Genomic DNA, 26655 nt, shown 5'->3' with positions numbered 1-26655 from the left:
CGTCGGCGCCGGCGCTGTCGGCACATCTCGGGATCAACTGGCGGATCAACCGGTGTGCAGTGTCGTCAGAGCAGCGCCGGGGGCGAGTTGATCTGCCAGTTGATGCGGGAGGCCCATCGCCCCCCGCTCGACCGCTCTGCCTGCCGGCCGCGCCCACAACCCGACCACCCCCAGACGCACGTATGCCGGGTGGCGGGCCACCCGGCATACGTGATCGCCCCGACAGGGCTGGGAGTGCTGGTTGCTCAGTCGTCGGTGAGCGTGAGCTGCACGCCGCCGACGAGGGCGGAGCAGATGTTGTAGAGGAACGCCGTGACCGTCGCGATGGCGGTCAGCAGGATGATGTCGATGACCCCGATGACGATCGAGAGCGACACGACGCGGCCGAAGCCGACGTAGTCCTTGATCGAGAACGGGTCGGAGGTGGTCGTCTGCAGCGACTGGAGCACGCCCTCGACGTCGGTGAAGACGTTCATCGTCGACAGGATCATCCAGAGCACCGCGGTCAGGATGACCCCGGCGATGCCGAGGGCGACCGACAGCAGGAAGCTCATCTTCATGACCGACCAGGGGTCCATGCGCGCGACGGCGAGACGGACCCGGCGCGGGCCTTTGGCCTTGCGCGTCGCCGGGCGAGCGGCAGCCGGAGCGACCTTCTTCGTCGGCGCGGTCTGCGTCGTCACGGCGCCACGCGTCAGGGGCGTGCCGCCCGTGTCGGCGCCCGACGTGTTGGGCGCCGAGCTCGAGGACCCGACGGCAGCCTGCGACCCGGAGTCGAAGCTGGCGCCGTTGCTGCCGTAATAGGTCGTCGACCCGCCGGACGAGCCGTTGGACCCGCTGGAGGTGTCCGACGAGGTGCCCCTGGCCTGCGTCGAGCCCGAACTGCTCGACGAGCCACCGCTCGTCATGGGGGCCGTCGCGTCAGACCCCCACTGGGTCGTGCCGCGTGACCCGCCCTCGCTGGTCGTGCTCATTCGTCACCTCCGCTGTCGCCCTCGGACGAAGCGTCGTTGGTCCCGGTCTCGTCCGACGGTACGCCATCGGGGCCCGGAACCGTAGCGGGCGCACCATCCGCGGACACGTCCGACACGCCGGTCGTGTCGCCATCGACGCCTGCAACGCCGGGCTCCGGAGCGTCGCCGGTGGCGTCCTCCAGCTCGGCCTCGGTGGCCGACTCGGCGTTGCGCGCGACGGCGACGATCGAGTCACCCTTGTCGGGAGCCGCGAACCTCACGCCCTGCGTCGAGCGCCCGGTGTGGCGCACTTCGCTGACGCGCGAGCGCACGATCTTGCCCTTCTCCATGACGACCATGACCTCGTCGGTCTCGCTCACCGTGAGGGCGCCGACGAGGTCGCCGCCCTTGTCGGAGAGCTTGGCGACCTGGATGCCAAGGCCGCCGCGGCCTTGGAGGCGGTACTCCGCGACCGGGGTGCGCTTGGCGAGACCGTTCTCGAAGACGACGAAGACGTCGGGGCTCTCGCCCTCCTCGACGACGGCCATCGCCAGCAGGTGGTCACCGGCGCGGAACTTCATGCCGGTGACACCCGAGGTCGAGCGGCCCATCGGGCGCAGGGTCGCGTCGGTGGCGGTGAAGCGCACCGACTGGCCCTTGCGCGACACGAGCAGCAGGTCGTCGCGGTTGGAGGCGAGGCCTGCCCCGACGAGCTCGTCACCGTCGCGCAGGTTGATGGCGATGAGGCCACCGGAGCGCGGGGAGTCGTAGTCGGAGAGGCGGGTCTTCTTGACGAGGCCCGCCCGAGTGGCGAGCACGAGGTAGTCGCCCTTCTCGTAGTCGCGGATCGCGAGCACCTGAGCGATCTGCTCACCGGGCTGGAAGGCGAGCAGGTTGGCGACGTGCTGGCCCTTGCTGTCGCGCGAGCCCTCGGGCAGCTCGTAGGCCTTGGCGCGGTAGACCCGGCCGAGGTTGGTGAAGAAGAGCAACCAGTGGTGGGTCGTCGTCGTGAAGAAGTGCTCGACGACGTCCTCGCCGCGCAGGCTCGCGCCGCGCACGCCCTTGCCGCCGCGCTTCTGCGAGCGGTACTGGTCGACCCGGGTGCGCTTGGCGTAGCCGCCGCGGGTGATCGTGACGACGACGTCCTCCTCGGGGATGAGGTCCTCCATCGACATGTCGCCGTCGAACGGGAAGATCTCGGTGCGTCGCTCGTCGCCGTACTTGTCGACGATCGTCTGCAGCTCCTCCGACACGATGTCGCGCTGGCGCTGCTCCGAGGCGAGGATCGCGTGGTACTCGTCGATCATCTGCTGCAGGGCGTCATGGTCCTGCTGGATCTTCTCGCGCTCGAGGGCGGCCAGGCGGCGCAGCTGCATGTTGAGGATCGCCGCAGCCTGCAGCTCGTCGATGTCGAGCAGCTCGATGAGGCCGTCGCGGGCGACCTCGACCGTGCGTGACGCGCGGATCAGGGCGATGACCTCGTCGAGCAGGTCGAGCGCCTTGAGGTAGCCGCGCAACAGGTGGATGTCGGCCTCGGCCTTGTCCAGGCGGTACTGCGTGCGCCGGACGATGACCTCGATCTGGTGGTCGACCCAGTGCCGGATGAAGCCGTCGAGGGGCAGTGTGCGCGGCACCTCGTCGACGAGCGCGAGCATGTTGGCGCCGAAGGTCGTCTGCAGCTGCGTGTGCTTGTAGAGGTTGTTGAGCACGACCTTCGCGACGGCGTCACGCTTCAGCGTGATCACGAGGCGCTGACCGGTGCGGCCGGAGGTCTCGTCGTTGATGTCGGCGATGCCCGAGACCTTGCCGTCCTTGACGAGGTCGGCGATCTTCATCGCGAGCATGTCGGGGTTGACCTGGTAGGGCAGCTCCGTGACGACGAGCGCCTGGCGGTTGCCGATCTCCTCGACGTTGACGACGGCCCGCATGATGATCGAGCCGCGGCCGGTGCGGTAGGCGTCCTCGATGCCGCGGTGGCCCATGATGAGCGCGCCGGTCGGGAAGTCGGGGCCCTTGATGATCGTCAGCAGGTGCTCGAGCAGCTCCTCGCGGCCGATCTCGGGGTGCTTGAGGTAGTACTCGGCGCCGGCCGCGACCTCGCGCAGGTTGTGCGGCGGGATCTGCGTCGCCATGCCGACGGCGATGCCGGCCGACCCGTTGACGAGCAGGTTGGGGAAGCGGCTCGGCAGCACCGACGGCTGGAGCGTCTTGCCGTCGTAGTTGGGCACGAAGTCGACGGTGTTCTCGGCGATGTCCCGCACCATCTCCATGGCGATCGGGGCCATCCGGCACTCGGTGTAACGGGGCGCGGCCGCGCCGTCGTTGCCGCGCGAGCCGAAGTTGCCCTGCCCGTCGACGAGCGGGTAGCGCAGCGACCAGTCCTGCACGAGACGCACGAGGGCGTCGTAGATCGCCGAGTCACCGTGCGGGTGGTAGTGGCCCATGACGTCGCCGACGACGCGCGCGCACTTGTTGAAGCCGCGGTCGGGGCGGTAGCCGCCGTCATACATCGCGTAGACGATGCGTCGGTGCACCGGCTTGAGGCCGTCGCGCACGTCGGGCAGGGCGCGGCTGACGATGACCGACATGGCGTACTCGATGTAGCTGCGCTGCATCTCGTTGTTGAGGTCGACGGCTTCGACGCGGTCGGTCTCGTCGTCGCCGCGCTCCACCGGCGCGGTGCCCTGGTCGACAGCCTCGTCGGGCTCGGTCGTCTCGTCGGGCGTCTCGTTGACGTCGTCTCCGTCGATGGGAGGCAGGTCGTCGCTCACGTCAGTCCCTTTGTCTCTCGGTCAGTTTCAGTCACAAGCAGGAGGTATGCCGTCTCGTCGAGTGCTCGTGTGCAACGAGCCACCCAGCCGTGCGGGCTTTCGGGGGTACTCGGGGGCGCAGGCCCGCCAGGGCCGTGAGCTCCCGAGTGTCTAGATGTCGAGGAAGCGCACGTCGCGGGCGTTCTTCTGGATGAAGCTGCGCCGCGACTCGACGTCCTCGCCCATGAGCACCGAGAAGACCCGGTCGGACTCGGCGGCGTCGTCGAGCGTCACCTGGAGCAGCGTGCGGGTCTTGACGTCCATCGTCGTCTCGCCGAGCTCGGCGTAGTTCATCTCGCCGAGGCCCTTGTAGCGCTGGACCGGGTTGTCCTTGGGCAGGCGCCAGCCCTTGCCCTCGCCGATCTGCTGGAGGCCGTCACGCTCGCGGTCGCTGTAGGCGAACTGGTGCGGGGCGTTGCTCCAGCGCAGGCGGTAGAGCGGCGGCTGGGCGAGGTAGACGTAGCCGGCCTCGATGAGCGGACGCATGAAGCGGAAGAGGAGCGTCAGCAGCAGGGTGCGGATGTGCATGCCGTCGACGTCGGCATCGGCCATCAGCACGATCTTGTGGTAGCGCGCCCTGGCGATGTCGAAGTCCTCGCCGATGCCGGTGCCGAAGGCCGAGATGAGCGCCTGGACCTCGTTGTTGGCGAGGATCTTGTCGATGCGCGCCTTCTCGACGTTGAGGATCTTGCCGCGGATCGGGAGGATCGCCTGGGTGTGCGGGTTGCGCGCCTGGGTGGCCGAGCCGCCGGCGCTGTCGCCCTCGACGATGAAGACCTCGGAGATGCGGGGGTCCTTGCTCTGGCAGTCCTTGAGCTTGCCGGGCAGGCCGCCCGACTCGAGCAGGCCCTTGCGGCGGGTGGCCTCGCGCGCCTTGCGGGCGGCCATGCGGGCGGCAGCGGCCTGCACCGACTTGCGGACGATGTCCTTGCCCTCGTTGGGGTGGGCGCCGAGCCAGTGGCCGAACTCGTCGGTCATGGCGCGCTGCACGAAGCCCTTGACCTCGGAGTTGCCGAGCTTGGTCTTGGTCTGGCCCTCGAACTGCGGCTCGGCGAGCTTGACCGAGATGACGGCGGTCAGGCCCTCGCGCACGTCGTCACCGGTGAGGTTCTCGTCCTTGTCCTTGAGGAGGTTCTGACGGCGGGCGAAGTCGTTGATGAGCTTGGTCATCGCCGCCCGGAAGCCCTCCTCGTGGGTGCCCCCCTCGTGGGTGTTGATCGCGTTGGCGTAGGTGTGGACCGACTCGCTGTAGCCGTTGGTCCACTGCATCGCGAGCTCGAGGCTGAGCGAGCGATCGGTGTCCTCGACCTCGATCGAGATGACCTCGGGGTGCACCGGCTCGCTGCGCTTGCTGCCGTTGATGTGGTTGACGTAGTCGACGAGGCCGTTGTCGTAGCGGTAGCTGACCTTCTTGGCGGTGACGGTCTTCTTGACCGCGTGACCGGAGGGGTCGACCGACTGGCCGCCGGCCGTCACGGCGTCGTCCTCGTCGTCCTGCTCGACCTCGGTGATCTCGTCGTCGAGGTCGTCGAGGTCGACGTCGTCGTCACCGACCTCGGGGCGCTCGACCCGCTCGTCGACGAGGTTGATCGTCAGGCCCTTGTTGAGGAAGGCCATCTGCTGCATGCGAGCGCGGATCGTCTCGAAGTCGTAGTCGACGCTCTCGAAGATCTCGTCGTTGGGCCAGAACGTGATCGTCGTGCCGGTCTCGTCGGTCGCCTCCATCTGCTCCAGGGGGCCGTCGGGCACCCCGTTGCTGAAGCTCATGCGGAAGACGTGGCCCTTCTGGCGCACTGCGGCCCGGAGCCGGGTCGACAGCGCGTTGACCACCGAGCTGCCGACGCCGTGCAGGCCACCGGACACCTTGTAGCCGCCGCCGCCGAACTTGCCGCCGGCGTGCAGCTGCGTGAGCACGAGCTCGACGGCGCTGATCTTCTCGATCGGGTGGATGTCCGTGGGAATGCCACGGCCGTTGTCGCGCACGCGGACGCCGCCGTCGGCCAGGAGGGTGACGTCGATGGTGTCGGCATAGCCGGCCAGCGACTCGTCGACCGCGTTGTCGACGATCTCGTAGACGAGGTGGTGCAGACCGCGAGGACCCGTCGACCCGATGTACATGCCCGGACGCTTGCGCACGGCCTCGAGACCCTCGAGCACGGTGATCGCGCTCGCGTCATAGTCGACGCCGTTGGGGCGGACATCGGCCGGGGTCACCGGCACGCCGGTCGCCTCGTCGACCACCGGGGCGACGACAGGGGGGACGGCGGGTGGGAGACTCGGGGACAGGCTGGGGTCGGGCTGCTGGTCGGGCGTCTGATCGGCCTCGGACACGTTTCTCCTCGGTTCGTGCACGGCAGGCCCGGGCGCAGTGGCCCGGGCGCGCGGTCGCTGGTGTGGCGACACATGGACGGCTCGAGCGAGATGACGACACGCTCGAGCCGAGTCGCTCTCATTCTAACGGTCTGAGCGGGCTCGACGTGCCTCCTGACGCACAGGAGAGCCACTTTCCGGCCCCGAAACCCTCGGATCCGAGGGGAGGATCACGAAAGGGGGCCTCGGCGCCCCTCCGGCGCTTCCTCGGGTCTACCGTTTCTCGTCGCTGAGTCGCTGCTCGGTCGGCCCTCAGTCATCCCTCAGTCGTCCCGAAGGGTGCGCTCGAAGAGGGAGTGGATCGCCTCGGGAAGGTGCGGCTCCTGGATCGTCACGTCGCACCCGGCCTCGTCGCAGACCACCGAGTAGGTGTAGGCGTCGGGGTGGGTGCCCTCCGTCGAGGCCGCGATGCGCTGGAGCGTCGGGGCCGCGAGCAGGTGCTGCCAGTCCTTGGCGTCACGCTCCGAGAGCTCACCGATGGCCACGCGCCGTTCGCGCACCAGACCGGCGAAGCCACCGGTGCGCCGCAGCAGTACCCGCGCGCCGGCACCCGGCTCCCCAGGCTGGCCCCGCTCCCCAGGCTGCTCCGGCTCGGACGGCTCACCCGGGGACGGCGGCTCGGTGCTGGCCGTCAGCACCCCGACCTGCTCCCACGCCGAGCGCACGGCCACCTGTTGCGATGAGCCGTCACCGTGCACGTTGCCAGCGGCCGCCACGGTGAGGCCGGCGAAGGTCGCGAAGTCGCAGTCGGCCCTGATGCCGTCACCGGACAGCACGGCATACCAAATGGCGCCCGGGGCCTCCCACGCGTTGCCGCCGATCGCGAGCGCCGAGAGCACGAAGGCCCGGTTGGGGATGCCGGAGTTGATGTGCACGCCGCCGTTGTCGTCACGGGTGTTGACGTAGTCGTCCATGTGCGCCGGCTGGGGGTCGGTGCCGAGCCGGGGGTCGTCGTAGGCGGTGCCGGGGTTGCGCATGTCGCGCAGTGCACGCCCCTGCACCGACGCGTTGAGCAGCTCGGCGCCGACGAGCCAGTCGGCCTGCGCAGCGCTCTGCCCGAGGCTGCGCTGCTTGACGAGCACGCCGAAGACGTCGGAGACCGACTCGTTGAGGGCGCCGGACTGCCCCTGGTAGAGCAGTCCGGCCGTGTGCTCGGTGACGCCGTGCGCGAGCTCGTGACCGATGACGTCGAGGCTGCGCGTGAAGCGCTCGAAGATGACGCCGTCACCGTCGCCGAAGACCATCTGGGTGCCGTCCCAGAAGGCGTTGTCGTAGTTGCGGCCGTAGTGCACGGTTGCGAGCAGGGGCATGCCCTTGCCGTCGAGCGAGTCACGGTCGTACGCCTCGGACCACAGCTGCCACGTGGCCCCGAGACCGTCGTAGGCCTCGCTCACCGCAATGTCGCCGGTCTCGGCCTGGCCTTCGGTGCGCACCGTCGTGCCCGGGAGGCGCTGCGCGCCCCTGGCGTCGGAGATCGTTCGGTGCGGACCCGTGCCGTGCGCGCCGGGGGCCTGGTCGCCGAGGTCCTCGCGGCGGGGGGCGCGGGTCGAGGTCGGCCGCGCCGTCGGGGTGCGCCGCGAGGCGCGCAGCTCGGCGTCGAGCTCGAGCGCCTCGCGCGCGTGCCTGGCCAGCTGCGGCTCGTCGCTCTGGGCCATCGCCTCGAGCATGTAGGGCGGGATGATGGCGCAGCGGTGGGCGTTCAATCGGGTCATGGACGACAGTCTGCGACGGATCACCGACACCCGCTCGATGGACAACAGCTCCCACTCAATCTAAAGAGCAACTCGTCCGCCTTCGCGACGGTCACCGGGCCGGGGAGGCGGACGAATCGCTCTTTCGATCAGGGTTTCGGGCCTCGCAGAGCGGACGAACCGCTCTTTCGATCAGAGATCTCCTGCCCGCAGAGCGGACGGAATGCTCTCTCGATCAGGGCGTCAGCGTGCGGATCGCTCTTTCGATTGGGGTTAGCCGTAGGTGTCGCGGGGGCCGCGGGAGTCGGGGGAGCGGCGGGTGCCGCGGTTCCATGACGGCGCCGACGGGCCGACGACCCGCAGCTCGGTGACCGCGCCGGCGCCGATCTCCTCCTCGACGCGCGCGAGCAGCGAGGAGGACAGCAGCCGGATCTGCGCCGCCCAGGCGCTCGAGTCGGCCTGCACCGTGAGCACGCCGTCGGTGAAGCTGACCGGCGTGACGTGCGCCGCGATGTCGCCACCGACGATCTCGGGCCACCGTCCCATCACCGAGCCCACGGCCACGTCGACCTTCCAGCCGCGGTCGACGAGCAAGCGGTCGAGCTGGTCACCGAGCAGCGCCGGGTCACGGCCGTCACGCGCGCTGCCCGAGAGCGTGGCCCCGTCACCCTGGACGCGGCGCCGCTTCTTGGGCTTCATGCCCGGGCGCAGCCCCTTCTCGGCGGCACCGGCGCGGGCCCGGGCGAGGGCGGAGGCCGCGGCGTCGGCGATGCGGGTGTCGGCGTCGGTCGGCTCCGGAAGGTCCGGCTCGGGCTCTGGTTGGGTCGGCACCTCGGGGGGCGGCGCGTCACTCATCGGTCTCGACCTGCTCCGGCTGATCGGGCGCATCGGTCACGGGGAGGGTGGGAGCCGGGACGATCTGGCCCAGCTCGACCGTGACGGTGGTGCCGCTCTCGCGCAGCACGTCGGGCACGTCGGCTCCCACGGCGGCCGTAATGAGCACCTGCTCGCAGTCGCCGACGAGGGCGGCCAGCCGCTCGCGCCGCCCGGAGTCGAGCTCGGCGAAGACGTCGTCGAGCACGAGCACCGGGTCGTCGCCCAGGTCACGACGCAGGAGCCGGTATGCCGCGAGCTTGAGTCCCAGGGCGAAGCTCCAGGACTCGCCGTGGCTCGCATACCCCTTGGCCGGCAGGTCGCCGAGCGAGAGCACAACGTCGTCGCGGTGCGGGCCGACGAGCGAGATGCCGCGCTCGATCTCGTTGGCGCGCACGGCGTCGAGCGTCTGGAGCATCCCCCCGCGCAGCTCGTCGACCTCGGGCACCACGCCGTCGGCGATGCGCGCGGCGAGCTCCTCGTGGAGCGAGCTGCGGTAGGTCGCCCGCGCGTTCGAGGTGGCGGCGCTCACCGCGTCGTAGCAGTCGGCGAGGTCGGGGACGAGGTCGCGCAGCAGCCGGAGCCGGGCATAGAGCAGCTGGGAGCCGACCGTCGCGAGGTGGTCGTTCCAGACATCGAGGGTGTGCAGCGCCGACTCGCGGGCCTCGTCGGGTGGTGCCTCTCCGTCGCGCGGCGGGCGAGGTGGTCGCCGAGTTCCCTTGCGCAGCACCGGCGCCGCCGACTTCAGCAGGGCGTTGCGTTGCTTGAGGATCTTGTCGTAGTCGGAGCGCACCCCCGACCAGCGCGGCTGGCGCTGCACGAGCAGGTCGTCGAGGAAGCGGCGGCGCTCGGACGGGTCGCCCTTGACGAGGGAGAGGTCCTCGGGGGCGAAGAGCACAGTCCGCACCGTGCCGAGCACGTCGCGCGGGCGCGCCACGGGAGAGCGACCGAGCCGTGCCCGGTTGGCCCGGCCGGGCGTGATCTCGAGCTCGACCATCGTCTCGTGCTCGTCGCGGATGATGGCGCCGCGCACGATCGCCTGGCTCGCGCCGAAGCGCACGAGCGGCTGGTCGGTGGCGACCCGGTGCGACCCGAGGGTCGCGAGGTAGCCGATCGCCTCGACGAGGTTGGTCTTGCCCTGCCCGTTGAGGCCCACGAACGTCGTGACCCCCGGCGTCAGCGCGAGCTCTGCGCTCGGATAGCTCCGGAAGTCCTTGAGGGTCAGGTGGCGGACGTGCAAGAAGGACCGGAGATCCCGCTCAGGACTTCGTCGTCTTCTTCGCGGCGCGCTTCTGGCCGCGGGCCGAGTCGACGGTGTCGGTCGCCTTGGTCGCGTTCGCACGGCCCGTGGCCACGGCCTTCTTCGCAGCGCCGACGTTGGCCTTGGACGCCGTCGCCTGGGCACCGGCACTGGCCTTCTTGACGACGGCGCGCTTGGTGGCCTGCTTCGTCGGCGACTCCTTCTTGGCAGAGCGCTTGGCCGTCGCGGGCACGTCGCCGGCCCGCAGCTTGTCGCCCTCGGCGATCGTCATGACCTGGTGTCCGCCGAACTGGCCACGCAGAGCGGCAACGGCCTGCATCGTCGGCGAGTTCGGCTGGCGGGAGGCGAACCGGGCGAAGAGCGAGGCCGAGATGACGGGCATCGGCACCGAGAGGGCGATGGCCTCCTCGACGGTCCAGCGACCCTCGCCGGAGTCGTTGGTGTAGTCGGAGACGTCGTCGAGGTGGGGGTTGTCCTCGAGGGCGTCGACCATGAGGTCGAGCAGCCAGGAGCGCACGACGGTGCCGCGGCTCCAGGCCTTGAAGGCCCCGGGGACGTCGGTGACGATGTCCTTCTTCTCGAGCAGCTCGTAGCCCTCGGCGTAGGCCGCCATGAGGCCGTACTCGATGCCGTTGTGCACCATCTTCGTGTAGTGCCCGGCGCCGACCTTGCCAGCGTGCACGAAGCCCTCGTCTCGCGGGCCCTCGGGGCGCAGCGCGTCGAAGATCGGCATGGCGCGGGTGACCCACTTCTTGTCGCCGCCGCACATCAGGCCGTAGCCGTTGTCGAGGCCCCAGATGCCGCCGCTGACGCCGCAGTCGACGTAGCCGATCTTCTTGGCACCCAGCAGCTTGGCGTTCTCGAAGTCGTCGGTGAAGCGCGAGTTGCCGCCGTCGATGACGAGGTCACCCGGCTCGAGCAGGTCGGCCAGCTTGGCGACGGTCTCGCGGGTCGGGTCACCGGCGGGCACCATCACCCACACGACACGCGGGGCCTCCAGCGCCTTGACCAGGGCCGGCAGCGTCTTGACGTCGGCCACGTCGGGGTTGCGGTCGTGGCCGACCACCTCGTGCCCCGCGCGGCGCAACCGCTCGCGCATGTTGCCGCCCATCTTGCCGAGACCGATGAGACCGAGCTGCATGGCGTGCCTTTCTGCGGAAGGAGCGGTGCGGGGCTGTTCGAGGCTACGCCAGCCGGACGGCATACCGCAGCGGGTGTCTGAGGTGGTGCGAAGGAGGTGACCGCGGGCGAGGGTCAGCTCGCGAAGCGGACCGGCATGAGCACGTAGCGGTAGGTCGCGTCGGCGTCGCTGTCGGCCTCGGCCTGACCGCTGAGCACCGCGGGCCGGCTCGGCTGGGTGAAGGACAGCCGGCTCCACGGGGTGCCCACGGCGTGCAGCCCGTCGAGCAGGAACTGCGGGTTGAAGGCGATCTGGATCTCGGGACCGGTGAGCGTGGCCTCGACGGCCTCGGAGGCCTGGGCGTCGTCGCCCGTGCCGGCCTCGATGGCGACCTGGCCGTCGGTGAACTTCAGCAGCACGGGGGTGTTGCGCTCGGCGACGAGAGCGACACGCTTGACCGCCTCCTCGAGAGCAGCGGTCTCGATGACCGCCTCGGTGTCGACCGAGCTCGGGAAGATGGAGGTGACCTTGGGGTACTCGCCGTCGAGCAGGCGCGTCGTGGCGCGGCGCTGCCCGGCCTCGAAGCCGATCAGCCCGTCGCTGCCCGAGCCGAGCGAGAGCTCGATCGAGCCGGAGGCGCCGAGGGCGCGGGCGGTGTCGGAGAGCTGGCGGGCCGGGATGAGCGCGACGTGGCTGGCGTCGGTGGCGGCCGGCGACCACGTGAGCTCGCGCATGGCGAGGCGGTAGCGGTCGGTCGCGAGCAGGGTGACCTTGTCGCCGTCGATCTCCATGCGCACGCCGGTGAGGATCGGGAGGGTGTCGCCCTTGTCGGCCGCGACCGAGACCTGGGCGACCGCCTGGGTGAAGACGTCGCCGGCGATCGTGCCGCTCACCGCGGGCGAGATCGGCAGCGTCGGGTAGTCGGCGACGGGCATCTCGCGCAAGGCGAAGCGGGAGGAGCCGCAGGCGACGTTGACCTTGGTGCCGTCGGTGCTGACGTCGATCGGCTTGTTGGGCAGGTTGCGCGAGATGTCGGCGAGGAGCCGGCCCAGCACGAGCACCTGACCGGCCTCGGCGACATCGGCCGCCACGGTGATGCGGGCCGAGACCTCGTAGTCGAACGCCGACAGCGTGAGGGTGCCCTCCTCGCTCGCCTCGATGAGCACACCGGCGAGCACGGGCACCGGCGGGCGGGCCGGCAGGCCCCGCGCCACCCAGGTCACGGCCTCGGCCAGGACGTCTCGCTCAACGCGGAACTTCACAGTGCACTCACTTCGACGAGGAACGACAGATCGGGGGACAGACACTAGTGCCTGCCGCCATGGTGCACCACCGCGTCCGCCGGGGCGCGTCAAGCACGCCGGGAGGGTGGTGAGGTGCTCGTCGGGTCGTGCCCTCGTTGTCGGGGCTCATCTACTTCCGGAGAGGTTCGTCATTGTCGTAGGTGCTGTGGACACTGTGGACAACGCACGTTCGGGCTGGTCACGTCGCGCGGCGTCGTGTGCGTTGCCTGTGGGCGGCGGACGAGCCAACTCCGGGTGGGGTGTGGACGGGCCGGCCGTCCCCACACGGTTCACACAGGCAACGGTGGAGTTGTCCGCAGGTTCGGGCCCTTCATCCACAGTTGTCCACAGCTCTGTGTGGACAACTGTGGGCTGGTCACGCCTGCGATGCCACCAGCTGAGGACGTCCTGTGGAGAAACTGCCCTCTCAACGTCCACATGGTTATCCACAACCCGTGGACAACGCGCGAGGTGTCGTGCTCGTGACGCGCTGGTCTCGGGAAGGTCACGCTGTGCACACAGGTGTGGATGGACCTGTGGACGGCTGTGCACGACCCGGGGGTGCCGGTCGGTCCGGTCGAGTCCGGGCGGCGGCGCAAGTCAGTTGAGGGGCGGCTACGGCTGCTCAGGACTGGCCAGGATGGCGGACCGCCCAGCGGCCAATATGACGGCGAAGAGCGACTCGGCGTCGGGGAGGGGCCCGAGCTGACCGAAGATCTCGCTGCTGACGGCGCCCAGCAGCAGGGTCCAGGCGCACAGCCCCTGGGCCAGGGCCATCGCGTCGAGGTCGGTCTCGGCAAACATCGGGTCGGCCAGCAGGGGGCTGACGGCGGCCTCGACGTCGGCAGCGGGCAGCTCGAGGTGCCCGGGGTCGGCCAGGACACCGGCCCGGCGCGCGTCGTCGAGGAGGCCGACGAGGATGGCGAGCACGGCCGTGCCTGCCTCACCGGTGCGCTCTGCAGGCGCCTGGTAGTCGGGCACGGGAGAGCCGTAGAGCAGCGTGAAGTCGTGCGGGTGATCGAGCGCCCAGCGGCGCAGCCCGTGGCCGACTGCGTCCCACCGGCCGGCCAGGTCGTGGCGCGACACGGCGTCGTGCGCCGACCGGACCGTGTGGGCCAGCGAGGTGTAGGAGTCGACGATGAGGCGGGTGAGCAGCTCGTCGCGGCTCTCGACGTAGCGATAGATGCCGGACGACACCATGCCGAGGTCTCTGGCGACCGCCCGCAGGCTGAGGGCCGCCGCCCCCTGGGTCGCGAGGTGTTCGCGCGCCACCGTGAGGATCTGCGCCTCGACGACGGCCCGGTTGCGGGCGCGCTTGCCGAGCTCGGGTGCGGCATCGGTGGTGGCGGGCATGAGGCGAGCCTGCCACAGAACGGGAATGAATGTGAGCACTGCTCTTGCTTTTCTCGAACCTCCCCGGCATCCTTAGAGTGTGAGCGGTGCTCACACTTCACCTCAGGAGACCACCATGACCCACCACCTCGTCCTCGGAGCCGGCGGCGTCGGCCGCGCCACGACGGCCGCCCTCGTCCGCCTCGGCCACACCGTGACGCTCGCCTCCCGCTCGGGGCGCGTCACCGAGCGCCCCTGGGAGGCCACCCACCCCGGCGCCGTCGAGGTCATCGCGCTCGACGCCGGCGACACCACCGGCCTCACTGCAGCGGCCCACGGCGCCGCCAGCATCGTCAACGCGGTCAACCCGCCGAGCTACCTCACCTGGCAGACCGACTGGCCGCCCGTCGCGGCCGCCACCCTGGCCGCTGCCGAGGCGACCGGCGCCGGGCTCGTCATCGTCGGCAACCTCTACGGCTACGGGAAGGTCAGCGCCCCGATGCGTGAGGACGACCCCCTGCGGCCCGCCGGGCACAAGGGTGCGCTCCGTGCCGACATGTGGACGGAGGCGCTGGCCCGGCACGAGGCCGGCCGCCTGCGGGCCACCGAGCTGCGGGGCAGCGACTACTTCGGTCCGGGCACCACGCCGCGCTCGAGCTACCTCAACGACATCGTCATCGACGCGATCCTCGCCGGTCGCACGCCGATCGTGCCGGTCGGCCGCGCCGATGCTCCGCACTCGTGGACCTACGTGCCCGACGTCGGTGCCCTCGCCGCCCGTCTCGCCACCGACGACCGCGGCTGGGGCCGGGCCTGGCACGTGCCGACCTCACCGGCGCGATCCTTCGACGAGGCTGCAGCCGACGTCGCCCGCCTCGCCGGCACACGGGCCCGCCGGGTGCGCACCCTGCCCCGCGCGCTCGGCACGGCGGCAGGCGTGGTCGTGCCCTTCATGCGTGAGCTGCGCGAGACCCGTCACCAGTTCGAGCGGGCCTTCGTGCTCGACTCGAACCTGACGCAGCAGACCTTCGGGCTGGCGCCGACCCCGTGGGAGGAGGCCCTCACGGTGACCATCGCCGCCCGGCGGTCTGCGACCCCCACCAGCGCGGCCGTCAGCGCGTGACGACGAGCCCGGCCCGGCGGCATACGCCCTCGGTGCTCGTCGACGCGCAGCGGGCACCACGCGGCGGCCGCTGCCCAACCGACCCCTCCCCACACGACCGCGGAGCGAGTGGGCCTCAGTGCGACTGCTGGCGGATCCGGTTGGTCAGCTCGGTGACCTGGTTGTAGATCGCGCGGCGCTCACCCATCAGCTCGCGGATCTTGCGGTCGGCGTGCATGACGGTGGTGTGGTCGCGGCCCCCGAAGTGCTGGCCGATCTTGGGCAGCGAGAGGTCGGTCATCTCACGGCAGAGATACATGGCGATCTGGCGGGCCGTGACGAGCTGGCGCGAGCGCGACGACCCGCAGAGGTCCTCCATGCTCACGGCGTAATAGGCGGCGGTGACCGCCATGATCGTCGCCGCGGTGACCTGGTTGGGGGTCTCGTTGGGCAGCACGTCCTTGAGCACGATCTCGGCGAGCGGCAGGTCGATCGGCTGGCGGTTGAGGTTGCTGAAGGCCGTGACGCGGATGAGCGCGCCCTCGATCTCGCGGATGTTGGTGCTGAAGTTGGTGGCGATGTACTCGAGCACGGGGTCGGGGACCTCCATGCGGTCCTGGATCGCCTTCTTGCGCAGGATGGCGATGCGGGTCTCGAGGTCGGGCGGCTGCACGTCGGTCAGCAGGCCCGACTCGAAGCGGGTGCGCATGCGGTCCTCGAAGCCGGAGAGCTCACGCGGCGGCAGGTCGGAGGTGATGACGATCTGCTTGTTGGAGTTGTGCAGCGTGTTGAAGGTGTGGAAGAACTCCTCCTGCGTCTGCAGCTTGCCCTGGAGGAACTGGATGTCGTCGATGAGCAGCACGTCGACACTGCGGTAGCGGGCCTGGAAGGCGCTCGCCTTGTCGTCGCGGATGCTGTTGATGAAGTCGTTGGTGAACTCCTCGGAGTTCACGTAGCGCACGCGCACGTTGGGGAACATCGTGCGGGCGTAGTGACCGATCGCGTGGAGCAGGTGGGTCTTGCCGAGCCCGGACTCGCCGTAGACGAAGAGCGGGTTGTAGGCCCGGGCCGGCGCCTCGGCGACGGCCACCGCGGCCGCGTGGGCGAAACGGTTGCTCGCCCCGATGACGAAGGTGTCGAAGGTGTGCTTCGGGTTGAGGCGCGTGTCGCTGGAGTAGGCCGCCGGCTCGGGACGCTGCTGCCGCTGCGGCCCGCTCTCACCGCCGGAGGTCTGGCCGTCGCGGTCGAGCGACCCGGGCGGGAAGCCCGTGGGCCGCCCCGTGCGCGGGCCGAAGTGGTCGACGCTGTGCATCGGCTTCATCGGCTTGGTGCCCGGGTCGTCGAGGTCGGCGCCGTCGAGGTCGGGGGCGCTCTCCTCGAGGTCGCGCAGCCGGTTGGAGGCCGGGGCCCCCGGCGGGTGGGCGCCGTTGCGCTCGGTGTGCCCGGTGTGCCCGGTGGCATCGGTGTGCTCATCGCGGTCGTTGCGCTGGTTGCCAGACGTGCCGTGAGTGTTGGGGGTGCCGTGGCGTGAGGCCGGTCCGGTCGGCTCGTCGCTCAGCAGACCCATCTCGGACTGCAGGCTCTCGTCGACCGAGACCGCCAGCTGCACCGGGTGCCCCAGCTGCGAGCTGAGGGCCTGGTGGATCTGGTCGCGGACGCGGGTCTCGAGGAACTCCTTGGTGTAGCCGTCGGGCGCTCGCACGAGGGCGGTCTGGTCGAGGACGCCGACGAGCTGGCACAACCGGACGAAGGCACGCTCCTGGGCCGATAGCCCCGCCTCGAGGTCCAGCAACGTCCTGCGCCACACCTCTGGATAGTCGACGCCTACGTCACTCACGTGCTCCACCTGCCCCTGACTGTCCTCGACGCCCCCGGCCTCGGCGCGCCCTGTGATGAGCTCCGCCGGCCTCTGCGCGGTGCACCCTGCCCTGTTGTCCACACGTTTGTCCACAGCCTGTGCAAGGAGGGGCCACGATCGTGAGTCGAAAACCTAACAAGTCCTGCAGGCACCCACAACCGAATGATCCACAGATCTCGTGGGCGTCGGCGTGTCGGCTTGCGTTCGCCGTCGTGCCCCACCATAGGGGGTCAGGGCGGGCTGGTTTGACCGGTCTTCCACGGCTCCCGTATCGTTGACCGAGCGTGTCTGCGACCGCTTTCGCATGCCCATGGCACCCGAGCTCGCGCGCTCCCCGGATCAGCTCCGACGGAAGCCGCCTCCCCGGACCTCCACGGGCCTGCCGATTGCGGTCGCCGAAGACCAGCCAAAGCCCACCACCCGGGTGCGGGACCGATTCTCCTCGGCCTGCACTCGCAAGCAAACGGAGATTCTCGTGAGCAAGCGCACCTTCCAGCCGAACAACCGCCGTCGCGCCAAGACGCACGGCTTCCGTCTGCGCATGCGCACGCGCGCCGGCCGTGCCATCCTCGCCGGCCGCCGCCGCAAGGGCCGCGCCGAGCTCTCGGCCTGACGCCTCCAGGGCCGCGGCATGCTGCCCGCCCGTCATCGTCTGCGTGAGAGCGCGGACTTCACGGCGGCAGTGCGCGGACCCGGCGCCACCAGAGCAGGCGGGCGACTCATCGTCGTGCATGCCAACCGGACCGATGCGCGTGCGGAGCTTCCGCCGCGCGTCGGTTTTGTTGTGTCCAAGGCCGTCGGCAACGCGGTGGTGCGCAACCTGACCAAGCGCCGCCTGCGCGCGAGCATCGCGACCCGGCTGCCCGGCATACCGGCTGGGGTCGACCTCGTCGTGCGCGCCAACCCGGCCGCGGCGCAGGCGTCGTATGCCGACCTCGACGTCGCGCTCGAGCGCCAGCTCACCAAGGTGTGCCGAGCATGAGCGCCTCCCTCAACCGGGCGCTCGCAGCGCCACTCGTGCTGCTGGTGCGGCTCTACCAGCGCTTCGTTTCCCCCCTGCGCCCACCGACGTGCCGCTTCTACCCCAGCTGTTCGGCGTATGCCGTGACCGCGCTCGAGCGGTTCGGCCCGCTCCGGGGTGGCTGGCTCGCCGCCCGCCGGCTCGGTCGCTGCCACCCGTGGACCGCCGGTGGGGTGGACCCCGTCCCGATGACCTGGGACACCCGCAATGACGTGCGTCCGGAGGACTACCGTCCGGTGGATCTGGGCGCCGACCCAGCGCCCGACGGGCGCACCGACGACCGGCGTGACGAGCACGAGCACCACACGACCTGACCACCCGGCATATGGTGTGCCGACTGACGGTGCACGCGCCCGCGAGCACCTGAGCACTGAGGACTGACGTTGATCGACTTCTTCAACACCCTGCTCTATCCGATCAAACTCGGTGAAGCCTGGGTCATGTATGGCTGGCACTGGTTCTTCGACAAGATCGGCCTCAACGGCGATCTCGCCGGCTGGGCCTGGGCGCTGTCGATCGTCGGCCTGACGGTCGTCGTCCGCATCCTGCTCATCCCGCTCTTCGTGCGCCAGATCCACTCCTCGCGGCGGATGCAGCTCATCCAGCCCGAGATGCAGAAGATCCAGAAGAAGTACAAGGGCAAGCGCGACCCGGAGTCCCAGAAGGCGCAGCAGGCCGAGATCATGGATCTCTACCGCCGCACCGGGACCAACCCGTTCAGCAGCTGTCTGCCGATCCTCATCCAGAGCCCCTTCTTCTTCGCGCTCTTCCAGCTGCTCAACAACCTCAAGGCGCAGGCCGAGGGGGTGCAGGGCTACGACGCGATCGGCCCGATCACCCAGGAGGTGGCGGCCCAGATCGAGAGCTCGACGATCTTCGGGGCCAAGCTCTCCGACGCGTTCCTGACCAGCGACGACATCAGCGTCAAGATCCTGACCGCGGTGCTCATCGTGCTGATGTCGGCGACGACGTTCGTCACGCAGTACCAGCTGATGCGCAAGAACATGCCGCAGGCTGCGCTCGACAACCCCTTCGCCAAGCAGCAGAAGGTCCTGCTCTACCTGATGCCGATCTTCTTCGCGATCTCGGGCATCAACTTCCCCATCGGCGTGCTCATCTACTGGCTCACGACCAACCTCTGGACCATGGGGCAGCAGTTCTACGTCATCCGCAACATGCCAGCGCCCGGCTCTGAGGCCGAGGAGCGGCGCCGCAAGCGACTCGAGCGCAAGGGCAAGAAGATGGAAGAGCTCGTCGTGCCCGGTCTCGAGACCGATGGAGACACGGTGCCCGACGACGCCCCCAAGACCGGCCAGCGTCAGCAGCCCAAGGGCAAGAAGAGGGCCAAGACCTCCACGCCCAAGAGCCGGCGCTGACCCGCACCCCACGCCCCACCCACCTTGCCTGAGGGCCGCTGACCTGCGACGACGTCACACGTCGACCCGTCACCGGACCTGTCGAACGAAGGAGCACCACACTGATGAGCGACACCACGTCCACCGAGGACCTGACGGCCGAGCAGCACGACCAGCACGACCAGCACGATCAGGACGCGGACCAGCAGGGCGACACGGCCGGCAACGAATCGTCCGCCGCCGGCGAGACGCCCGCATCTGCCGAGGCTCCTGAGGCCCCTGAGGCTGCTGAGGCTGCTGAGGCGGTTGCTGGCACGCCTGACGTCGACGCGGACCCCGACGGCCATGCCGAGTCCGAGCCCGACGCGCAGGCGGAGGCGCAGGGGAGCACGGAGTCGTCGGTGAAGCCCGAGAAGGGTTCGCGGGTGCGTCAGCTCGAGCGTGAGGGTGAGGTCGCTGCCGACTTCCTCGAGACGCTCCTCGACATCGCCGACCTCGACGGGGACCTCGACGTCGACGTCGACGGTGACCGGGCCGCCGTGGCCATCGTCGACTCCGAAGAGGGCCGCGTTCCCCGTCGGCTGGTCGGTCAGGACGGCAAGGTGCTCGAGGCCCTGCAGGAGCTCACCCGACTGGCGGTGCAGGTCGAGACCGGTGAGCGCAGCCGCCTGATGCTCGACATCGCCGGCCACCGCGCCGAGCGGCGTGAGGCGCTGGTCGAGCTTGCTCGCGTCGCGATCGCCGAGGTCAAGGCGTCGGGCGAGAAGAAGTCGCTCGACGCGATGAGCGCCTTCGAGCGCAAGGTCGTGCACGACGAGGTCGCAGCCGCGGGTCTCGAGTCGGAGTCCGAGGGCGTCGACCCGAAGCGGCACGTCGTCATCCTCCCGGCCTGACCGTCCACCGCTCTCGGTGTGTTTCACGTGAAACACACCGCCTGCTGCCCGCCTGATCGCCCCCTGCCGGCCCTGTTGGACCTGCCGGAAAGGATCTGCTCGTGACCGACGTGCCCGGCACCGACCGCAACGGTGACGGAGTCGACGGCAACCACGGCCACGGGGGGCCCGATGCCGGTGCGGTGGTCGTGCCACCGACTCCGCCTGAGGCCGCAGTGGTCTTTGGCGCACGACTCGGGCTGGCCGAGCACTTCGTGCGGGTGCTGGCCGACACGGGCATCAGCCACGGGCTGATTGGTCCGCGTGAGGCGCCGCGGCTGTGGGACCGGCACGTGCTCAACTGCGCGATCGCTCATCTGGCTATCCCTGAGCACGGCGCGAGCCAGGACGTCATCGACGTCGGAAGCGGGGCCGGCCTTCCGGGCCTCGCCTTGGCCATCGCACGACCGGACCTGCACCTGCACCTCGTCGAGCCTCTCGCGCGCCGCACCGGCTGGCTCTCCGGGACCGTTGCCGAGCTCGGCCTGACCAACGTCACCGTGCACACGGCGAGAGCCGAGTCGTTGTGGGATCGAGTACACGCCCCGTGGGTGACGGCTCGGGCGGTGTCCAACATCGTGCAGCTGGCCGAGTGGACCCTGCCGCTGCTCGAGCCGCGAGGGACGCTCCTGGCCCTCAAGGGGTCACGGGCTCAGGACGAGCTCGACCAGGCTCGCACGGCGCTGACCCGCCTCGGGGTCGTCGATGCATCGGTGCGCGAGCTCGGCGTCGACCTGCTGGAGGCACCGACCACCCTGATCACGGTGACGATCGGCGATCAGCTCGACCGGCGCCGCTTCCGGTCACGCCCGCCGAGCAGCGCCGGCTCCGCGCGTCGCCGTGGCGACCGCCGCGGAGGTAGCCGACGTGGTCCCGGTGCATCCGGCGGGCTGGGCCTGCGGGCTCCCTGACACTCGACGCTCCCACCCCCATCCATGCCGTTCATTCGTGCCACTCATCCGGACCGACCCGCACACCACTCTCGCCGAGACGGCTAGGGTCGGGTCACGTCCCCCTTCCGTGGAGGTGCTGTTCCCGTGACGTTGTCGACCAACCTCGGTTGGCCATCAGAGCCTGACCCGACGCCCGAGCACCGGCGCCTCGGATGGCTCGCGAAGATGCTCAAGGCTCCACGTGAAACGGGTGACACCGAGCCCTCGCTGCAGCCCGTCACCACGCCGCTGGTCGATGCTCCGCAGCCGGCGCAGGACGACTCGGCTCAGGTTACGGAGCAACGCGAGCCCGTGGACGCGACCCTCGCGGGAGCGGGGGACGAGCCGTCCACGCCTGTGGACAACGCAGTGGACAACACCGGCGTGAGAGCGGTCCCTGAGCATGAAAGCGGCCCGGTCCGGTCTGGGGACAACGCTGTGGACGAAGGGGCGGCACAGGTCGCCGAGGTGCCGATCGACACGAGCGCTGCGGGGGAGCGTGACGCCGTGGCAGCTGCCATCCCGCTGGCTGGAGATGACACCCCGTTGGCTCGAGACCTGGCCGACAGCACGAGGCGCCGGATCAAGCTGACCGGTCGGGAGTTCCCCCGTCCGGCGGTCCCGAGGGTGCTGACGGTCGCCAACCAGAAGGGTGGAGTCGGCAAGACGACGACCACCGTCAACGTTGCGGCCGCCATGGCGCAGGCCGGCCTCACGGTCCTCGTCATCGATCTCGACCCGCAGGGCAATGCCAGCACTGCCCTCGGCATCGACCACCACGCGGAGGTGCCGTCGATCTATGACGTGCTGGTCGACGGCGCGCCGCTGCTCGAGGTCGTGCAGGCGTGCGCCACCGTGCCTGGTCTCTTCTGCGCCCCGGCGACGATCGACCTCGCCGGCGCAGAGATCGAGCTCGTCTCGCTCGTGGCTCGCGAGTCGCGTCTCCAACGAGCCATCCAGGCAGCGACGCAGACCGGCCACGCCTACGACTACATCCTCATCGACTGTCCGCCGAGCCTCGGCCTGCTCACCGTCAACGCCATGGTGGCGGCGAGTGAGGTCTTCATCCCGATCCAGTGCGAGTACTACGCGCTCGAGGGGCTCTCGCAGCTGCTCAAGAACATCGAGCTCGTGCGGGCTCACCTCAACCCACCGCTCCACGTCTCGACCATCCTGCTGACCATGTATGACGGCCGCACCCGCCTGTCCGCCCAGGTGGCCGAGGAGGTGCGCGAGCACTTCCCTGAGCAGGTGCTGCGCACGACGGTGCCACGGTCGGTAAGGGTCTCGGAGGCCCCCAGCTTCGGCGAGACGGTCATGACCTACGACCCCGCGAGTAGCGGCGCCCTGGCCTATCTCGAGGCAGCCGGCGAGATCGCCGACCGAGGGGCCAGCGGTCCGCAGTAGACCGCCCCTTGGCGGCGCGCCGTTTCACGTGAAACAGCTCTTGCGCGGCGATGACGGTGGTCCACCGCATCCGCCGAGGAACCCGCCCCATGTTTCACGTGAAACCAGCCGTGGCTTCGGCGCCCGCCGACGACAGGTGGTGCCGTTTCACGGGAAACACCCGTGAGTGCGCCTTCACGGGGCGGGTGGCAGTGGCCACCCGCGCGTGCCCACCGCCTACACTGACCCGGGGCGCGATGGCCGCGCCGCACGGGGCAGGTTGGGCAAGGGGTAGGAATGGCGGAGAAGCGTCGAGCACTGGGTCGGGGTCTCGGGGCACTGATTCCGAGCGCACCCAACGGCGGGGCCAACCGTCCCGTTGACGTCTTCTTCACCGAACAGGTGCGACCTGAGGCCGCCAGCACCAGCGTGCTCACAGACGACGCGCCGCACGTGGACTCGCCCACCGGTGGTCCTGACGGCCACGCTGGTGACAGGGCTGGGCTGTCACCGGCCGTCGCCGAATCCAATGACACCGGCACCAGCACCGCCGTCGACGGCGTGGACCAGGCGCCTGCCGACGCACAGGGGAGCGCTGACGGCGTCCAGCAGCCGGCAGGGCCGATCCTCGCGCCGGTGCCCGGCGCGGAGTTTGCCGAGCTGCCCGTCGACTCGATCCGCCCAAACCCCAAGCAGCCGCGCACCGTCTTCGACGAGGACCAGCTTGCGGAGCTCGTCCACTCGATCCGCGAGATCGGTGTGCTGCAGCCCGTCGTCGTGCGCCGCATCGCCGAGGCGGAGCTCGCCGAGGCTGACGGCAAGCAGTTCGAACTCATCATGGGCGAGCGGCGATGGCGCGCCACCCGCGAGGCGGGCCTCGCCGTCATCCCGGCCATCATCAAGGACACGCACGACGACGACCTGCTTCGTGATGCCCTGCTCGAGAACCTCCACCGCAGCCAGCTGAACCCGCTCGAGGAGGCAGCCGCCTACCAGCAGCTGCTCGACGACTTCGGCTGCTCGCATGACGAGCTCGCGACCCGCATCGGCCGCTCCCGTCCCCAGATCTCCAACACCCTGCGGCTGCTCCGGCTCCCGCCCCTGGTGCAGCGCCGGCTCGCTGCGGGCGTGCTCAGCGCCGGCCACGCCCGAGCCCTGCTCGGCCTGAACGACGGCGCCGCGATGGAGCGGATGGCCCAGCGCATCGTGGCCGAGGGGCTGTCGGTGCGCACGGTGGAGGAGCTCGTGTCGCTCGGCGACGAGGACACCCCTGCGAAGCCTCGCCGGCCCCGTGCCGGCAGCCGGCACCCGCAGCTCGACGACTTCACGTCGAACCTCTCCGACCACCTCGAGACCCGGGTCAACATCGCCCTGGGTCAGCGCAAGGGCAAGATCACCGTGGAGTTCGCGTCGATCGAGGACCTCCGGCGCATCATGGGCCTCATGGGCATCGAGGGGCAGCACTGATCCCGCACGTCGTCTCCGGCGAGACCCGCACCGGGGGGCGTAGCGACACCTCGGGCCGTCATGCCTGAGGGGCACACCATCCACGCGCTGGCGGGCCGGCTCGAGCGCGCCTTCGCGGGTCGACCCGTCGAGGCGTCGAGCCCGCAGGGCCGCTTCGCCGACGAGGCAAAGCGGCTCGACGGGGAGGTGGTGCAGCTGTCGCGAGCCGTCGGCAAGCACCTCTTCGTGGAGTTCCCGGACGAGACGTTGCACGTGCACCTCGGGCTGATCGGCTCGTTCCCCGTCCGGCCGCTCGAGGGTCAGCCGCCGCCGGAGGCCAGGGGCGCCCTGCGGCTGCGCCTGCTCAATGACGACTTCGTCGCCGACCTGCGCGGTCCGATCTCCTGCGAGCTGCTCGACGACCCCCAGGTGCGCGCCGTCGAGGCGGCGTTGGGGCCAGACCCTCTCGACCCGACGGCAGACGGTGATCGCGCCTGGGAGCGAATTCGGCTGCGCCGCAAGACGATTGCCGAGCTCTTGATGGACCAGTCAGTGCTCGCCGGGGTGGGCAACGTCTATCGCTGCGAGGTGCTGCACCGGCACCGCACCAATCCCTTCACCCTCGGCACCCAGCTCAAGCGGGCGACGTGGGAGCTGATCTGGGCCGACCTCGTCGCCCTGCTGCCTCTCGGAGTGGCGTTCTCGCAGATCCTGACCCTCGACGACCAGGTCGAGGAGGCCCAGCTGATGGTCGCCGACGGATCCGCGCAGCACATCACGCGCGCCTCCACGGGCGAGCGCCTCGGCGGCCATTTCGAGCGCCGCTTCGCGGTCTACAAGCGCACCGGTCAGGCCTGTCCTCGCTGCGGCAAGACCGTGCGTGACAAGGACGTGGCCGGTCGACGGCTCTACTGGTGCGCCAACTGCCAACGCCGGCACTGAGCACTCCCCCTCCCGCCCAGCGGCGTGCCCCCGGGCGACGTGCCGCCACCCCTAGGCTGTGCGCATGGCCCTCAGCGGCGGTCGGCCCGCGCCGACGCACGTCATCGCCCATCTCTCCGACCCACACCTGCTCGGCTCGCCACAGGGGAGACTGGCCGGCCGCATCGACACGGCCGAGCAGCTCCGGCGGGCTCTGGCGAGGCTGGAGTCCTCGGCCGAGGCCGTCGATGCCCTCGTCATCTCGGGCGACCTCGCTGACAGTGGGGAGCCTGCCGCCTACGAGCTGCTCCTCGAGATCGTGCGTCCGGTCGTCGATCGACTGGGATGCGCGCTCGTGCTCACCGGGGGCAACCACGACGAGCGAGGCCCGCTGGCGCAGGTGCTCTTCGGGGTGGACGGAGACGACCCCCAGGACCGCATCACGACAGTGCGGGGGCTGCGCATCATCACGCTCGACTCGGCTGTGCCCGGTTATCACCACGGCGGCCTCTCTGATGACCAATATGCTTGGCTTGCAAGGGAACTCGCGGCTCCCGCCGAGCACGGCACCATCCTCGTGATCCACCACGCGCCGATCACCTATCGCTCGCCGGTCATGCAGCTGCTCGACTTCGACGACGTCGACCGGCTCCGGGAGGCCTTGGTCGGCACCGATGTGCGGGCCGTGCTCAGCGGACATCTGCACGTGACGAGCTTCGGGCAGCTGGGACAGATCCCGGTCATCGTGGCGGGGGGAGTCAGCTATGTCGACGACGTCGGGGCTCCCCGCCTGCTGCTGATGGGGGTCGACGGACCGCAGTCGTGGAATCTCGTCGAGGTGCACGCGAACGAGGTCGTGGCCACCGTCGTGCCCGTCAGCCAGCACGAGACCTGGCCGGCCCTCAGTGACGCGGTCATCGACTACATGTCGACGGTGCCGCCCCAGGACCAGCGTGAGGTCTTCTCACGCAAGCGCACCTGACGAGAGCCGACAGCTGCGATGTCGAAGCCCGACCCCACCGTTCGACGTGGACACGAGAGCCCGACGAGCGGGCCGGACCGAAGGAGTGGCCATGACCAGCGAGACCAGCACCGACACCACCACACAGACCGACGCTCAGACCCACGCTCAGACCCAGACAGAGCGTGGCCCCGCGGAGCAGACGACGTCGGCCGACGGCACGACGATCGCCTACGAGCGCTACGGGTCGGGGCCGGTCGTCGTGCTCGTCGGGGGAGCGTTCTGCGACCGCGGCGCCCTGCGTGACCCCGCTCGGGCACTGGCCGAGCACGGCTTCACCGGCGTCACCTACGACCGTCGCGGGCGAGGTGACAGCGGTGACACCCAGCCCTACTCCGTCGCCCGCGAGATCGACGACCTCTCTGCCGTCGTCGAGGCGAACCGTGAGCAGTCCTCTGCCGCCTACGCATTCGGCGTGTCGTCCGGAGGCGCGCTCGTCATCGAGGCCCTGGCTGCCGGCGCACCGCTCGACAAGGCGGCGGTCCTCGAGGTGCCCTACCGCAACGCGTCCTGGCCGCCCGTCCCCGCCGACTACATCGGCACGCTGGAGCGCTTCGAGGCGGCCGGCGACCGCGAGGGCATCCTGCGCTACTTCAACCACCAGGTCGTCGGCATGCCGGACGAGATGGTCGAGGGCATGAGGGGCACGCCGATGTGGGAGCCGATGCTCGCCCTGACCTACACCGTGAGGTACGACGGGTGGTGCCTCGGCGGGGACGACCACAGCCTGCCCGACGAGACGCTGGCACGGGTCGCCGCGCCGGTCCTCTCGGTGTGCAGCAGCGGCACGGCGATGCCCTGGCTGCACGACTCGGCAGAGGTGCTGGCAGAGGCGCTGCCGCACGGTCGCGCCGTCGAGCTGCCGGGTGGCTTCCACGAGGTGCCCGCCGCCGTGCTGGCTCCTGTCCTCGCGGAGTTCTACCGCTCCTGAGCCGCCACCCGAGTCGCCCGGTTCCCTTGTGCCCCAAGGGAACCGGACGGCATACGG

Annotated in this window: 22 protein-coding genes; 12 read left to right on the top strand and 10 right to left on the bottom strand. The window is 70.1% G+C overall.

Features of this window, described 5'->3' with window-relative positions; all coding sequences use genetic code 11:
* Positions 1-245: 245 nt before the first annotated feature.
* The 9 genes from LG278_RS00975 to LG278_RS00935 all read right to left on the bottom strand — a co-directional run bounded on the left by LG278_RS00975 (position 246) and on the right by LG278_RS00935 (position 13714).
* Positions 246-974: a DUF3566 domain-containing protein gene (locus tag LG278_RS00975; RefSeq protein WP_404390040.1), complete on the bottom strand. Its 729-nt coding sequence runs from the start codon at positions 972-974 to the stop codon at positions 246-248.
* Complete coding sequence (gyrA, locus tag LG278_RS00970) at positions 971-3724, bottom strand: DNA gyrase subunit A (RefSeq protein ID WP_404390038.1); 2754 nt, start codon at positions 3722-3724, stop codon at positions 971-973. Before gyrA ends, LG278_RS00975 begins: the two co-directional genes overlap by 4 nt.
* A 150-nt stretch (positions 3725-3874) precedes the next feature.
* Positions 3875-6094, bottom strand: a complete 2220-nt coding sequence (gene gyrB, locus LG278_RS00965; protein ID WP_404390036.1) for a DNA topoisomerase (ATP-hydrolyzing) subunit B — start codon at positions 6092-6094, stop codon at positions 3875-3877.
* 302 nt (positions 6095-6396) lie between these two features.
* Positions 6397-7845, bottom strand: a complete 1449-nt coding sequence (locus LG278_RS00960) for a protealysin inhibitor emfourin (protein WP_404390034.1) — start codon at positions 7843-7845, stop codon at positions 6397-6399.
* 252 nt (positions 7846-8097) lie between these two features.
* Positions 8098-8679 carry a DUF721 domain-containing protein gene (locus LG278_RS00955; RefSeq protein ID WP_404390032.1) on the bottom strand — a complete coding sequence of 194 codons (582 nt, stop codon included), beginning with the start codon at positions 8677-8679 and terminating at the stop codon, positions 8098-8100.
* Complete coding sequence (gene recF / locus LG278_RS00950) at positions 8672-9937, bottom strand: DNA replication/repair protein RecF (RefSeq protein ID WP_404390030.1); 1266 nt, start codon at positions 9935-9937, stop codon at positions 8672-8674. The genes LG278_RS00955 and recF overlap by 8 nt, the downstream gene beginning before the upstream one ends.
* Positions 9938-9956: 19 nt before the next feature.
* A complete protein-coding gene (gene gnd / locus LG278_RS00945; RefSeq protein ID WP_404390028.1) occupies positions 9957-11099 on the bottom strand; it encodes a phosphogluconate dehydrogenase (NAD(+)-dependent, decarboxylating) in 1143 nt (380 codons plus the stop codon).
* A 113-nt stretch (positions 11100-11212) separates the two neighbouring features.
* Positions 11213-12340 carry a DNA polymerase III subunit beta gene (dnaN, locus tag LG278_RS00940; protein WP_404390026.1) on the bottom strand — a complete coding sequence of 376 codons (1128 nt, stop codon included), beginning with the start codon at positions 12338-12340 and terminating at the stop codon, positions 11213-11215.
* A gap of 636 nt (positions 12341-12976) precedes the next feature.
* Positions 12977-13714, bottom strand: coding sequence for a TetR/AcrR family transcriptional regulator (locus tag LG278_RS00935; protein ID WP_404390024.1), 738 nt, complete (start codon positions 13712-13714; stop codon positions 12977-12979).
* 115 nt (positions 13715-13829) lie between these two features.
* Here LG278_RS00935 and LG278_RS00930 point away from each other — a divergent pair, with 115 nt between their 5' ends.
* A complete protein-coding gene (locus LG278_RS00930) occupies positions 13830-14816 on the top strand; it encodes an NAD-dependent epimerase/dehydratase family protein (RefSeq protein WP_404390022.1) in 987 nt (328 codons plus the stop codon).
* 115 nt (positions 14817-14931) lie between these two features.
* Here the strand turns inward: LG278_RS00930 and dnaA are convergent, their stop codons facing one another.
* Entirely contained in the window at positions 14932-16632 is a 1701-nt protein-coding gene (gene dnaA, locus LG278_RS00925; RefSeq protein WP_404390020.1) for a chromosomal replication initiator protein DnaA, read from the bottom strand.
* A 496-nt stretch (positions 16633-17128) separates the two neighbouring features.
* Between dnaA and rpmH the strand changes: the two genes are divergently transcribed.
* From rpmH to LG278_RS00870, 11 genes are all read left to right on the top strand, one after another.
* The gene (gene rpmH, locus LG278_RS00920; protein WP_028051105.1) at positions 17129-17266 is read left to right on the top strand and encodes a 50S ribosomal protein L34; all 138 of its coding nucleotides are present in this window, start codon (positions 17129-17131) and stop codon (positions 17264-17266) included.
* A gap of 18 nt (positions 17267-17284) precedes the next feature.
* Positions 17285-17635 (top strand): ribonuclease P protein component, encoded by a 351-nt coding sequence (rnpA, locus tag LG278_RS00915; RefSeq protein WP_404390017.1) that lies wholly within the window; start codon positions 17285-17287, stop codon positions 17633-17635.
* Positions 17632-17988 carry a membrane protein insertion efficiency factor YidD gene (yidD, locus tag LG278_RS00910; protein WP_404390015.1) on the top strand — a complete coding sequence of 119 codons (357 nt, stop codon included), beginning with the start codon at positions 17632-17634 and terminating at the stop codon, positions 17986-17988. The genes rnpA and yidD overlap by 4 nt, the downstream gene beginning before the upstream one ends.
* 69 nt (positions 17989-18057) lie before the next feature.
* Positions 18058-19050 carry a membrane protein insertase YidC gene (gene yidC / locus LG278_RS00905; RefSeq protein WP_404390014.1) on the top strand — a complete coding sequence of 331 codons (993 nt, stop codon included), beginning with the start codon at positions 18058-18060 and terminating at the stop codon, positions 19048-19050.
* A gap of 104 nt (positions 19051-19154) precedes the next feature.
* Positions 19155-19922, top strand: coding sequence for a protein jag (locus LG278_RS00900; RefSeq protein ID WP_404390012.1), 768 nt, complete (start codon positions 19155-19157; stop codon positions 19920-19922).
* 101 nt (positions 19923-20023) lie between these two features.
* Positions 20024-20872: a 16S rRNA (guanine(527)-N(7))-methyltransferase RsmG gene (gene rsmG, locus LG278_RS00895; RefSeq protein ID WP_404390010.1), complete on the top strand. Its 849-nt coding sequence runs from the start codon at positions 20024-20026 to the stop codon at positions 20870-20872.
* A 459-nt stretch (positions 20873-21331) separates the two neighbouring features.
* Positions 21332-22300 (top strand): ParA family protein, encoded by a 969-nt coding sequence (locus LG278_RS00890; RefSeq protein ID WP_404390008.1) that lies wholly within the window; start codon positions 21332-21334, stop codon positions 22298-22300.
* A 276-nt stretch (positions 22301-22576) separates the two neighbouring features.
* Positions 22577-23746 carry a ParB/RepB/Spo0J family partition protein gene (locus LG278_RS00885; RefSeq protein WP_404390006.1) on the top strand — a complete coding sequence of 390 codons (1170 nt, stop codon included), beginning with the start codon at positions 22577-22579 and terminating at the stop codon, positions 23744-23746.
* Between the two features lie 60 nt (positions 23747-23806).
* Entirely contained in the window at positions 23807-24667 is an 861-nt protein-coding gene (locus tag LG278_RS00880) for an Fpg/Nei family DNA glycosylase (protein ID WP_404390004.1), read from the top strand.
* A gap of 64 nt (positions 24668-24731) precedes the next feature.
* Positions 24732-25628 carry a metallophosphoesterase family protein gene (locus tag LG278_RS00875; RefSeq protein ID WP_404390002.1) on the top strand — a complete coding sequence of 299 codons (897 nt, stop codon included), beginning with the start codon at positions 24732-24734 and terminating at the stop codon, positions 25626-25628.
* A 91-nt stretch (positions 25629-25719) separates the two neighbouring features.
* Positions 25720-26598 carry an alpha/beta fold hydrolase gene (locus LG278_RS00870; protein WP_404390000.1) on the top strand — a complete coding sequence of 293 codons (879 nt, stop codon included), beginning with the start codon at positions 25720-25722 and terminating at the stop codon, positions 26596-26598.
* Positions 26599-26655 lie beyond the last annotated feature (57 nt).

Origin of the sequence: Humibacillus xanthopallidus (assembly GCF_044793955.1) — a bacterium.
Classification (GTDB): domain Bacteria; phylum Actinomycetota; class Actinomycetes; order Actinomycetales; family Dermatophilaceae; genus Humibacillus; species Humibacillus xanthopallidus_C.
This window is presented reverse-complemented; position numbering and strand designations above follow the sequence as displayed.

What these genes read in the sequence shown, in the direction of transcription:
- LG278_RS00880 (WP_404390004.1), top strand. Translation starts at nt 23,807, where the DNA reads ATGCCTGAGGGGCACACCATCCACGCGCTGGCGGGCCGGCTCGAGCGC.
- LG278_RS00870 (WP_404390000.1), top strand. Translation starts at nt 25,720, where the DNA reads ATGACCAGCGAGACCAGCACCGACACCACCACACAGACCGACGCTCAG.
- yidD (WP_404390015.1), top strand. Translation starts at nt 17,632, where the DNA reads ATGAGCGCCTCCCTCAACCGGGCGCTCGCAGCGCCACTCGTGCTGCTG.
- LG278_RS00975 (WP_404390040.1), bottom strand. Translation starts at nt 974, where the DNA reads ATGAGCACGACCAGCGAGGGCGGGTCACGCGGCACGACCCAGTGGGGG.
- LG278_RS00885 (WP_404390006.1), top strand. Translation starts at nt 22,577, where the DNA reads ATGGCGGAGAAGCGTCGAGCACTGGGTCGGGGTCTCGGGGCACTGATT.
- gnd (WP_404390028.1), bottom strand. Translation starts at nt 11,099, where the DNA reads ATGCAGCTCGGTCTCATCGGTCTCGGCAAGATGGGCGGCAACATGCGC.
- LG278_RS00935 (WP_404390024.1), bottom strand. Translation starts at nt 13,714, where the DNA reads ATGCCCGCCACCACCGATGCCGCACCCGAGCTCGGCAAGCGCGCCCGC.
- LG278_RS00875 (WP_404390002.1), top strand. Translation starts at nt 24,732, where the DNA reads ATGGCCCTCAGCGGCGGTCGGCCCGCGCCGACGCACGTCATCGCCCAT.
- rnpA (WP_404390017.1), top strand. Translation starts at nt 17,285, where the DNA reads ATGCTGCCCGCCCGTCATCGTCTGCGTGAGAGCGCGGACTTCACGGCG.
- LG278_RS00900 (WP_404390012.1), top strand. Translation starts at nt 19,155, where the DNA reads ATGAGCGACACCACGTCCACCGAGGACCTGACGGCCGAGCAGCACGAC.
- LG278_RS00930 (WP_404390022.1), top strand. Translation starts at nt 13,830, where the DNA reads ATGACCCACCACCTCGTCCTCGGAGCCGGCGGCGTCGGCCGCGCCACG.
- LG278_RS00955 (WP_404390032.1), bottom strand. Translation starts at nt 8,679, where the DNA reads ATGAGTGACGCGCCGCCCCCCGAGGTGCCGACCCAACCAGAGCCCGAG.
- LG278_RS00960 (WP_404390034.1), bottom strand. Translation starts at nt 7,845, where the DNA reads ATGACCCGATTGAACGCCCACCGCTGCGCCATCATCCCGCCCTACATG.